Below are 9,173 nucleotides of genomic sequence, written 5' to 3'. Positions count from 1 at the left end.
CAGCTGCCCTCGTGAAACTACCTGCTTCGACGACGCCGACAAAGTATCTTAACTGCCTGATGTCCACAATCAACAAATCCAACCGGGGCATGATCCCCAGTGCTTCACATCTATCTCGAAACGAGATGGTAGGCAAGCCACAAAACTGTCGTACTATGGCTCGAAGACACTGTCCGGCAGTTGATTAAAGGCAGGTCAGTTATTGCTGGCGAGTGCCAGGATCTCGTGGGCGCGCCGCACTACTGGCGGATCAATCATCTTGCCATTCAACGAGAATGCAGACAGGCCACGCGTGGCGGCATCTTCCTCCGCCGCGAGGACACCCTGGGCCCACTCGATTTCCTGTGTGCTTGGCGAGAAAGCTTCATTGAATATGGTCACCTGTGTCGGATGGATCGCCAAAGCTCCGGCAAAGCCAAGGCGCCGCGCATGCACCGCGACTTCACGAAGCTTATGCGTGTCCGAGAACTCGCCGATGCTTCCTATGAAGCCCAGCGGCAGCAAGCCGGCCGCGCGGGCGGCAAACAGAACAGAAAGGTTCGGCGTCAAGAGAAGGTCGAATTCCGGGGCGCTGCCGACAGCGGCACTGAAGTCTTCAGGACCCAGCGCCATTGCGACCATCCTTGGATGCGCCGACGCAATGGCCGCGACCCTTTGCAAGGCGCCCGGGGTCTCGATCTGGGCAAGGAACCGGATGCGTCCCAGCGGAAGATTTCTTTCTCGTTCAAGTTCTGAAACCGCATTCGCGATCTCTAAAACCCACTCTGCCGAATCCGTCTTCGGAAGAACAAGTGCGTCAACACCCGCCATCACGGCTGCATCGAGATCGGCCGCCAAGGCGCGCAAACCACGATTCACGCGGACCAAAACCCATTTGCCCTTGCGGCCCACCTTTGCCACGGATTCAGGAAGTTGCCGCCGTGACTCACACTTCTGATCCTGGGGAACGGAGTCCTCGAGGTCGAGTATGAGGCCATCTGCACCGCGCTCATGGGCCGTCTCCACAAAGCGCGGAGCGTGAGCGGGAACGAAGAGCAGGGATCTCCAGCGGGGTAAAGACATCGCGCTTTCAACGGCTGGAACGGTATCCCTGATCATGGAGTCGCCTCTGCGGTCGATTTTAGCCAGTGCGGTGGCAGTGAGCTTGCTGGGCCGCCGTTGCACTGGGAGGGCAAGGAGCAGTCACGCTGTTTGTAAATCGCGAGCGCGCCCACCTTACCGATAAGAGGCGCGCTCACGCTGACGCGGCTCCTTCGCGCAAACGCCCCAGAACCTCTTCCCGGACAGTCTCCGTATGCGCGCCAAGAGCCGGAACTGGGCGCAGCGAGGGGCGCTCAGAGTTGAAGATCGCCGCCGGCGCTATTGTCTCTACAGTTCCTTCAGGTGTGCCAACCTCGACCCTGCGGACGTGGGGATGCTTTGAAATATCCGCCACTTCGTTCAGTCGGCCATATGCCAAACCAGCCGCCTCAAGCTCCTGCATTGCTTCGTGGCAGGACAGTTCGGAAAAGCGCCGTTCAATGATCTCATCAAGTTGCGCACGATGACCGAGGCGCTCCATGTTGTCGGCAAAACCAGGTGCGCGTGTGAGCTCGGGCTGCCTCAGGAACTTCCCGCAGAAGTTCACCCATTCCCGGTCATTCTGGACCGAGAAGATGACATCTTTGCCGTCGGCGCAACGATAGGCGCCATATGGCGCCAGTGACGGGTGTTTCACACCGGCGCGTACCGTCCGGTAGCTGCTGTAGTCGTGTTGCAGAACTGGTACGTTCATCCAGTCGGCGACGGCATCGAACAGGGACACCTGAATGCCTGTCCCCTCGCCGGTGACCTCGCGGTGATACAGCGCCTGAAGAATGGCGCTGTGTGCCGTCATACCTGCCGAGATGTCGCAAACCGACACCCCTACCCTAGCCGGTCCCTGTTGGGTACCGGTGATCGCGCACAAACCTGTTTCGGCCTGGACGATGAGATCATAAGCCTTCAAATGGGAATACGGCCCTTTCTCCCCGAAACCCGAGATATCGCAGGTGATCAGCCGCGGAAAACGCCGACGGAGATCCGCAGACGCGAAACCCAGTTTTTCGATACTGCCGGGCTTCAGATTTTGGATAAAGACGTCAGCATTGGCAATGAGCGTGTCGAGGACCTCGCGGTCCATCTCCAACCTCAGGTCCAGACAAACCGACTCCTTGCCCCGGTTGAGCCAGACGAAGTAAGCACTCTGTCCCCGCACCAACTTGTCGTAGTTCCGGGCAAAATCCCCTTCGGGCCTCTCGATCTTGATCACCCGGGCGCCGGCGTCGGCAAGCCGAGACGATGCGTAAGGCGCAGCAACGGCCTGCTCCACGGCTACGACAGTGATCCCCTCAAGGCAATTCTGCATGCGACACCGTGCGTTTCATCCGACATTTTCGGCTTGAGCTCGACGACGGTTCAGCATCGCGAGCAATCGGTTCTGTTCGTTCCCAACAATTGAGAATGCCTCATCGACACCCATTCCGGGCTTTGCGAGCATCATGTCGGCCTGGGTCGCCACCGATACGTGGACAGAGGCTTGGGCGGAGAGATCAGTCTCGGTACAGCTTCCTCCGACATACGCTCCGACCTTGTTGGCCTTGCAAAGGAGAACGGCACGCGCTGTGTCGGCGATTGAGCCGACATCGGGGGTCTTGATTTGAACGAGATGCGTGGCCTTGGCTTCGGCAAATAGCCGAATATCCTCAAGCGTATTGCATCTCTCATCCACGACAATGCGCGCGCTGGAACCCCGGTTGTCCAAAATTGATACGATCTTGGCGTAGTTCTCAATTTGAGCTTGCGTAGAACCAAAATCCGCCGGGCACTCGACGTTGAGCGTGAAATCCGGAACGGTATCTGCAACCTTGCAGATAAAGTCGGCGATGCGTTGCGGCTCCAGGCCGATTTCCTGGCCGATCCAGCCATACACATCGAAATGCAGCACCGGATGATACCCCGGGCGGCCGATTTCGCGCGTACGCGTAGCAACCCACTTCACGAACCCCATGAAGGTCTGGCCGTCGACGCCGAATTTCTGCCGTGAGTTGATTAAGCCGTGGGGAAGCACATCCACCGCCTTTAGGATCATTTTGTCCACGTTGATTTCTCGAGCATCGCCGCTCTGGCAGTAAATCGGGACGCGGCACTTCGGTAGCGGCAGATCAAACTCCGCGCATATGATTTCGGCCATTGTCATGCGCTCAAGATGGGCCGCTGCACGAAGAAGAGCTTGGCTCACGCCATACTCAACAGCCATAGGTAACCGTTGATGTTCGAAGGGCTCGAAAACCTTTGCGCAGGCATCAAGATAGAGAGACGCATCGACATCGAGAAGCCGCGGCACCATAACCCGCGACGTCAAATCCGAGATTTGAGCAGTTTCGAACAAAGGGTCGCGTCCGCCGGCCCCAGAGTACTGAACACCCATCATGTCGCCCCATACGACGGTGCCGTCGGTGAGACTAAGCCCGATGCTGAGCGAAGATGCCGGAACGCGAATTGACGTGAACCCAGGCGTTATCGGCTCGCCCAGATAGATGAGACTATCCAGGGTTGCGCCACCCCTGATAGCGGCTTGATCGTCATAGAAAAACGCGCCATTTCCCGGCGCGAGAACGACATCTTTGATTTGCACTTGATTTCGCTCGAGTTCGACCAGACTGCATTGACCAGCGGATCAGTTCGATCCACCTCCTACAACTATGCGTCATTTGACATTGCGTTAGCCAATATAATGTCCCGGACGGTCCCATCGCGTTTTCAGATGGCTGACTCCTATCATCTCGAAGCTTCGGGCCGTTGTAGTCTTGGCCACCTACGCAAGTTAAAACGCGAGGAGGTCGAACGATTCTTTCGAGAACTGCCGCCATGCCTGATTGGCGTTGAAGCTTGTCCCGGCGCACACTTCTGGGCGCGGCTGTTGCGGAGCATAGGCCATGATGTTCGCCTTATACCCGCGCACGTGCGACCCTACGTCAAGACGAACAAAAACGATGCAGCCGATGCTGAGGCGATCTCCGAAGCGGTTACGCGACCGACAATGCGTTTCGTCCCCATCGAGGCGGAGATGCAACAGATGGTGATTCACCGCGTTAGGGAGATGCTGGTCCGCCAGAGGACGCAACTAATCATGCAATTCGTGGGCACCTTGCCGAATTCGGCGTGATTGGCTCAACCGCGCGCACAATATCGGCCTGCTGACCGTTCTGATCGAGGACGAGACGGAGGCTCGAATTCCGTCCGTTGCGCGGCATGCGCTGCGTTATCTCATTGAGCAATTGAGGGAGGTGACGACCAAGCTCGTGAAGATCGACAGCGATCTGGCATCCGTCGCAAAAGAGTTCCGGCGCCTGTCGTCGATTGATGACCATTCCGGGAGTGGGCATCATCACCGCCAGCGCGCTGGTATCGTCAATGCGCGGTCCGGCCGACTTCAAGTCCGGGCGCCACTTCTCCGCCTGGCTGGGCTTAGTTCCGAAGCAACATTCCACAGGCGGCAAAGAGCAACTCGGCTCGATCAGCAAGCGAGGCAATGGTTACCTGCGCAAACTCCTGATTCACGAAAGCCGTTCTCTGATGCACTGGCGAGGCCGTGCCTGGACCTGGCTCGCCAGGCGGCGGGACCGCCGTCCGGCCAACGTCGCAGTTGTGGCGATCGCCAACAAGACCGCCCGCATCGTTTGGGCATTGCTGCGATTTGGCGGCACATACGGCGCCCCCGCTCAGAGGACAGCCTGACTAAAGAAGCAGTCTGGGGACGGGCTGAAGCGGTTGCGAGGACAAACAAGGGAGTGATGGCAGGACCGGGCTTACCGGGACCAGATAAACCCGTTGGGCGCATCGAACTCGAGTTCGCGCAACGTGATTGGGAGCTGGTTCGCGGATGTACCATCAAGCCCGGTGACGCAGGGTGCGTCGCATCGAAGAGGCCGAATAGATGACTGCAGCCGCAGGTGTCGCCAGAACCACTTAAAAGTCCTTGCAAAGTCGGGGGCGTCCATAGATGTGCCCAGCAGAACGCGAGCGTGACGCCTCTCTTGTCGGCGAGCACCCGATAGCCGCCATATCCGTCGACCTGCAGGATTCCGTCAAAGTATAGCGCGACAATCTGGGAGAGAGGCGCATTGCCTCGCCTGAACTGCTCCCTAAAAGGTGAGGCAATCGAGAACATCCGAGTGAGGCAACGGCATGGTTCTTTGGGAACACTCTTGGGCGAGGCAATACGCGCTCTCACTTTGATTGCCGCGCCGCATCAAAGCCCGTGAGATGGGCGATCGGACGCTCGGCCTTTCGGTCCGGTGCATAGAGATACGCCACGCCCGGCGGTCGCTCCTGTCCCATGGCCGGTCGTCACGCGCATAGGCCCAGAGTTGCCCGGTCTTTGTCCTGCCGCGGCTGGGATCGAGCACGGGTGCCGTGGTCTCGTCGGCAAAGGCTTCGGCGAGGTCTTCAACCTTGCAAGCAGCCGCTCGTGCACCTGGCGCAGATGCCAGGCGGCGCGGCCGACCCAGTCGGCGAGCGTGGAGCGATCGAGATTAATGCCCTGCCTGGCGTAGATCTGCGCTTGACGATAGAGCGGCAGGTGGTCAGCATATTTGGAGACCAGAATCTGGGAGACCGTCGCCTCGGTCGGCAGGCCGCCCTCGATCAGCCGGGCCGGCGCGGAAGCCTGCACGACCACATCTTCACATGCCCGGCATGCATATTTTGGTCGCCGGACGACGATCACACGCAACTGCGCGGGCACGATGTCGAGCCGCTCGCTCACATCCTCGCCGATCCTGTGCAGACCGTTGCGGCAGCACGGGCAGGCATGGTCCTCGATGTCGAAGACCATCTCCATGCGAGGGAGATGGTCTGGCAGCGCGCCCCGGTTCGTTCGGCGTTCGCAGCCTTTGCTTGGCGCTCGGCGGGAGCAGACTGATCCTTCTCTTCCTCGCCGGCGGCCTCGATCTGCTCGGCTTCCTCAAGCCCCAACAATAGTTGATCCTCGGAAAGAGTCTCGGCGCGGCGGCCGAAGCGGTGACGCTGCAATCCCTTGATGATCTGGATCGGCCGTGCATTCTCGCCGTCGCGCGCCAGGACTATCGCCTTCAGCGCGTCCGGATCGTCGGGAAGCTGGTCCGCAGTCATCGCCATGACCGGATCAGACCATATTCGCCGACGCCGGGCGACAGCGGAATCCGGCCTGATTCACTTGGTCGCGGATCAGCCCGCTTGCACCGGAACGCGGGTCCGGCGGGCTTCATGGACCCGCCGCCAGTCGAGACCTTCGAGCAGCGCCGACAGCTGCGCGGCCGTCAGCCGCATGACGCCGTCATGCACTTTCGGCCAGCGGAACTCGCCGTCCTCCAGGCGCTTGGCATAAAGCCAAACTCCGGTGCCGTCCCAGAAGATCAGCTTGATCCAGTCCATCCGCTTGGCGCGGAAGACGTAAACCGCGCCGCTGAACGGTTATGTGGCGCGCCACATAATGCAGAGCGTTTTTAGCTTGGCGTCGCGCAGAAAGGCCGGTGGCGAGAGCGTACTGAGGCCGATCGCGGCGGTGAGCTAAAAACGTGTTGGACTAAGCCGCCGGCACGGGTGGCCGCTATGGGTTTTCAATTGTGGCCGCACCCATCACAGGCATCTCTTGGTGGTGCGGACGCGGCGATTGAGGCGTGGGTGCGCCGAAAGCGGCACGGATATCGGTTCCGGCATGTGAGGATCGGCGCCGCGGCCTGCCTGGGACAGCTTGCCGGTGGTGACGGCGCACACTTTTGCAGGACCGGCTCAGTTTGGCTTCCGAGCGGGCCGGCGCGATTTGATGACAACGAAAGCGACGCCCCTGCTTCACGACGTATCCTGGTATGGCGGGCGTCCGGTGACGCCGTCGAATGTTTCGATGATGATCATCTGGCCTTGACGACAGGCGGGGCATTGCCTCAGGCAATGCCCGGTGAGGTCCTCGTAGCGGTCGCGATAGTCCTTTGCGGATCGGCTGTCCGACGGCTCTGGAACTGGCATGCCGAGCAGGTCACGACAGCAGGCGAGCTTTTGGCGCGATAGCGATTGCCGAGGAAGCCGTAATAGCGGATGCGATGGAAGCCCTCGGGCAGGACGTGTAGCAGGAAGCGGCGAATGAACTCGTCGGCCGCGACGGTCATGACCTTCTGCCGACTGCCGTGCCGATAGTCCTTCCAGCGGAAGGCGACTTTGCCGTCCTCGATGGCGACGAGGCGATTGTTGGAAATGGCGACGCGGTGGGTATAGCGGCCGACGTAGTCGAGGACCTGTTCGGGACCGGCGAAGGGTGGCTTGGCATAGATGACCCATTCGGCCTTTCGTAGCGGTGCCAGATAGCGCCGGAACGTATCGCGCTCGCTCAAGGCCTGCAAGTCAGAGAAGAACTTCAACTGGCCGGCGTCGAAGGCTTTCTCCAGATGCTCCAGGAACAATCGTCGGAACAGGCGTGAGAGCACCCGGACCGGCAGAAAGAAGCCGGGCTTGCAGGCGATCCATCGATCGCCGTCGGCAGAAAGGCCGCCGCCTGGGACCACGCAATGCAGATGCGGATGATGGAGCAGGTTCTGGCCCCAGGTGTGCAGCACGGCGAAGAAGCCGATCTCGGCGCCCAGGTGCTTGGGGTCGGCGGCGATGGTGCGCATGGTCTCGGCGGTGGCGCGGAAGAGAAGACCGTAGACGAGTGCCTTGTTCTGATAGGCAATGGCGGCAACGGGCTCCGGCAGCGTGAAGACGACGTGGAAGTATTGCGTGTCGAGAAGCTCGGCGCGACGATCCTACAGCCATTGCGCGCGGGTCAGCGACTGGCAGCGGGGGCAATGACGATCGCGGCAGCTGTTGAACGCAATGCGGCTATGGCCGCAGTGATCGCACGCTTCGACGTGCCCGCCGAGCGCGGCGGTCCGGCACAGTTCGATCGCCGTCATGACGCGGCGCTGGGCGGTCGACAGCGACGCGTCATGCTGCTCGCGATAGGCTTCTCCGTAGCAGCGGAAGATATCCGCCACTTCCGGCCCCGAGCGGGCCATCGAAGCGAGCTCAGAAGTACTGAGGCTTGGCGGGTGGCGGCAGGATGGGCGCCGGACGCGGCAAGAGCTCAAAAGGGCTCGACGTGGCGCACACCTTGTTGGTGGCAATCCGCAGGTAATGGGCGGTGGTCGCGAGGCTGCGGTGACCGAGCAAGAGTTGAATGGTGCGCACGTCGGCGCCGGCCTCCAACAGATGGACGGCGAAGGCGTGCCGCAAACTGTGGGGCGTGACCGGTTTGGACAAGCCGGAGCGGTCGCGCGCTTTCGCGCAGGCGTGTCCCACGGCATCCCTGGTGATCGGCTGGTCGGCACGATCGCCGGGGAAGAGCCACGCCTTTGGCCGGCGCACCTTCCAATAGTTGCGCAGGATCTCCAGCAGCTTGGGCGACAGCATCACGTAGCGGTCCTTCTGGCCTTTGCCCTGCTCGACGCGAATGACTATTCTCTGGCTGTCGATGCCAGTGGGCTTCAGCCGAACCGCTTCCGAGATGCGCAAGCCGGCGGCATAGCAAGTGGTCAGGATGGCGTGGTGTTTGACGTCGAGGACGCAACCGAGGAACCGCTGAACCTCCTCGGGACTGAGGATGATCGGCAGCTTCTGCGGCTTCTTGGGAAGCGGCAGGACCTCTTCAAGCGCCCAGTCCCTTTCGAGCGTCACCTTGTAGAGAAAGCGCAGCGCCGCAATGGCGATGTGGATCGAGCCGGGCGCCAGCTTCTTCTCGTTGGTCAGATAGAACTGATAGGTCCGAATGTCCTCGCGCCCGAGCAAGTCCGGCGACTTGCTAAAATAGCGGGCGAACAGCGACACCTGTTGCAGATACGACAGCTGGGTGTTGAGCGCGAAGTTGCGCACCTCCATGTCCTCGCTCATGCGCTGGCGAAGTTGGGTCATGATAAGCTCCTTTGTCGGATGGAATGGGCTGCAAGCAGCCACTTCTTGCTGACGCAGTCGGAGCTTGTTGTGGACACATGACCAGAGCGACAGACGACGCGATCAACACCACTCCGGCGGCACACACCCTCCTTGCCGCTCCGCAATCGCGGAGCGGGTTAGTCCAACCGTTCTTATGCGTCGGGCGAGATTATGTGGCGGAGCCGCCCTGACGCCCGTCAGGGCGGCTC

7 protein-coding genes and 4 pseudogenes are annotated in these 9,173 nt (G+C 60.6%); 2 read left to right on the top strand and 9 right to left on the bottom strand.

Annotated features, from left to right (window positions below; translation table 11 throughout):
* From NKI18_RS33045 to NKI18_RS33030, 4 genes are all read right to left on the bottom strand, one after another.
* Positions 1 to 67: LysR family transcriptional regulator (locus NKI18_RS33045; RefSeq protein WP_353022016.1), on the bottom strand; the 67-nt coding region annotated here is incomplete at its 3' end.
* 128 nt (positions 68 to 195) lie between these two features.
* The gene (locus tag NKI18_RS33040; protein ID WP_353022013.1) at positions 196 to 1,098 is read right to left on the bottom strand and encodes an HpcH/HpaI aldolase/citrate lyase family protein; all 903 of its coding nucleotides are present in this window, start codon (positions 1,096 to 1,098) and stop codon (positions 196 to 198) included.
* A gap of 136 nt (positions 1,099 to 1,234) precedes the next feature.
* On the bottom strand, positions 1,235 to 2,386 hold the full coding sequence (locus NKI18_RS33035; RefSeq protein ID WP_353022010.1) for a CaiB/BaiF CoA transferase family protein: 1,152 nt from the start codon (positions 2,384 to 2,386) through the stop codon (positions 1,235 to 1,237).
* A gap of 15 nt (positions 2,387 to 2,401) precedes the next feature.
* Positions 2,402 to 3,655 (bottom strand): methylaspartate ammonia-lyase, encoded by a 1,254-nt coding sequence (locus NKI18_RS33030; RefSeq protein WP_353022008.1) that lies wholly within the window; start codon positions 3,653 to 3,655, stop codon positions 2,402 to 2,404.
* Between NKI18_RS33030 and NKI18_RS33510 the strand changes: the two genes are divergently transcribed.
* Together NKI18_RS33510 and NKI18_RS33505 are read left to right on the top strand one after the other, a co-directional pair.
* The gene (locus NKI18_RS33510) at positions 3,596 to 4,186 is read left to right on the top strand and encodes a transposase (protein ID WP_502900804.1); all 591 of its coding nucleotides are present in this window, start codon (positions 3,596 to 3,598) and stop codon (positions 4,184 to 4,186) included. The two genes, NKI18_RS33030 and NKI18_RS33510, sit on opposite strands and share 60 nt — an antisense overlap.
* Before the next feature lie 212 nt (positions 4,187 to 4,398).
* The gene (locus NKI18_RS33505) at positions 4,399 to 4,758 is read left to right on the top strand and encodes a transposase (protein ID WP_502900803.1); all 360 of its coding nucleotides are present in this window, start codon (positions 4,399 to 4,401) and stop codon (positions 4,756 to 4,758) included.
* Between the two features lie 262 nt (positions 4,759 to 5,020).
* Here NKI18_RS33505 and NKI18_RS33500 read toward each other — a convergent pair.
* From NKI18_RS33500 to NKI18_RS33005, 5 genes and pseudogenes are all read right to left on the bottom strand, one after another.
* Positions 5,021 to 5,191: pseudogene (locus NKI18_RS33500) on the bottom strand (IS66 family transposase); the annotation flags it as partial.
* A 68-nt stretch (positions 5,192 to 5,259) separates the two neighbouring features.
* A pseudogene (gene tnpC / locus NKI18_RS33020) lies at positions 5,260 to 6,159 on the bottom strand (IS66 family transposase); the annotation flags it as partial.
* Positions 6,160 to 6,228: 69 nt separating this feature from the next.
* Positions 6,229 to 6,462 (bottom strand): annotated as a pseudogene (gene tnpB, locus NKI18_RS33015) (IS66 family insertion sequence element accessory protein TnpB); the annotation flags it as partial.
* A 390-nt stretch (positions 6,463 to 6,852) separates the two neighbouring features.
* Positions 6,853 to 8,051, bottom strand: a pseudogene (locus NKI18_RS33010) (IS91 family transposase).
* A 10-nt stretch (positions 8,052 to 8,061) separates the two neighbouring features.
* Entirely contained in the window at positions 8,062 to 8,943 is an 882-nt protein-coding gene (locus NKI18_RS33005; RefSeq protein WP_353022005.1) for a tyrosine-type recombinase/integrase, read from the bottom strand.
* Between the last annotated feature and the right edge of the window lie 230 nt (positions 8,944 to 9,173).

Source organism: Mesorhizobium sp. M0800, assembly GCF_040320095.1.
In the GTDB taxonomy this organism is placed as follows: domain Bacteria; phylum Pseudomonadota; class Alphaproteobacteria; order Rhizobiales; family Rhizobiaceae; genus Mesorhizobium.
This window is presented reverse-complemented; position numbering and strand designations above follow the sequence as displayed.

Coding starts and splice junctions, on each gene's coding strand:
- NKI18_RS33040 (WP_353022013.1), bottom strand. CDS start 1,098: ATGATCAGGGATACCGTTCCAGCCGTTGAAAGCGCGATGTCTTTACCC.
- NKI18_RS33035 (WP_353022010.1), bottom strand. CDS start 2,386: ATGCAGAATTGCCTTGAGGGGATCACTGTCGTAGCCGTGGAGCAGGCC.
- NKI18_RS33005 (WP_353022005.1), bottom strand. CDS start 8,943: ATGACCCAACTTCGCCAGCGCATGAGCGAGGACATGGAGGTGCGCAAC.